Annotated in this window: 1 pseudogene; it reads right to left on the bottom strand. The window is 43.3% G+C overall.

From position 1 onward, the window contains the following. Positions 1-17: 17 nt before the first annotated feature. Positions 18-268, bottom strand: a pseudogene (locus SMIDD26_RS11020) (DUF1430 domain-containing protein); the annotation flags it as partial.

Here is a 268-nt window from a genome sequence, read left to right as displayed (position 1 = left end):
AATATTTTCCAACTCAATCATAAAATGCCCCCTTTCAATAATTCTACTAGACTTCTTTTCTCCATCCTAGAAGCCAAAACTAGCACAAATAGTATATCCAGACATGTAAAGCCTGCAAACAGCAGAAGCGGCAAGAGCGCATGGGCAAAGAAAATCAAGACTAGAAGAGGGAGACTATAGCCCAGCAAGAGCAGAACGAGGAGAGGACGGTAGCGATCGACCAGTTTCCACCCCATAAACTTCTTGGTAATAATATCCCTGCGCTTCA

It is taken from the genome of Streptococcus mitis, from assembly GCF_001579035.1.
In the GTDB taxonomy this organism is placed as follows: domain Bacteria; phylum Bacillota; class Bacilli; order Lactobacillales; family Streptococcaceae; genus Streptococcus; species Streptococcus mitis_J.
The sequence above is the reverse complement of the archived record's forward strand: the minus strand, read 5'-3'. Positions and strand labels throughout refer to the sequence as shown.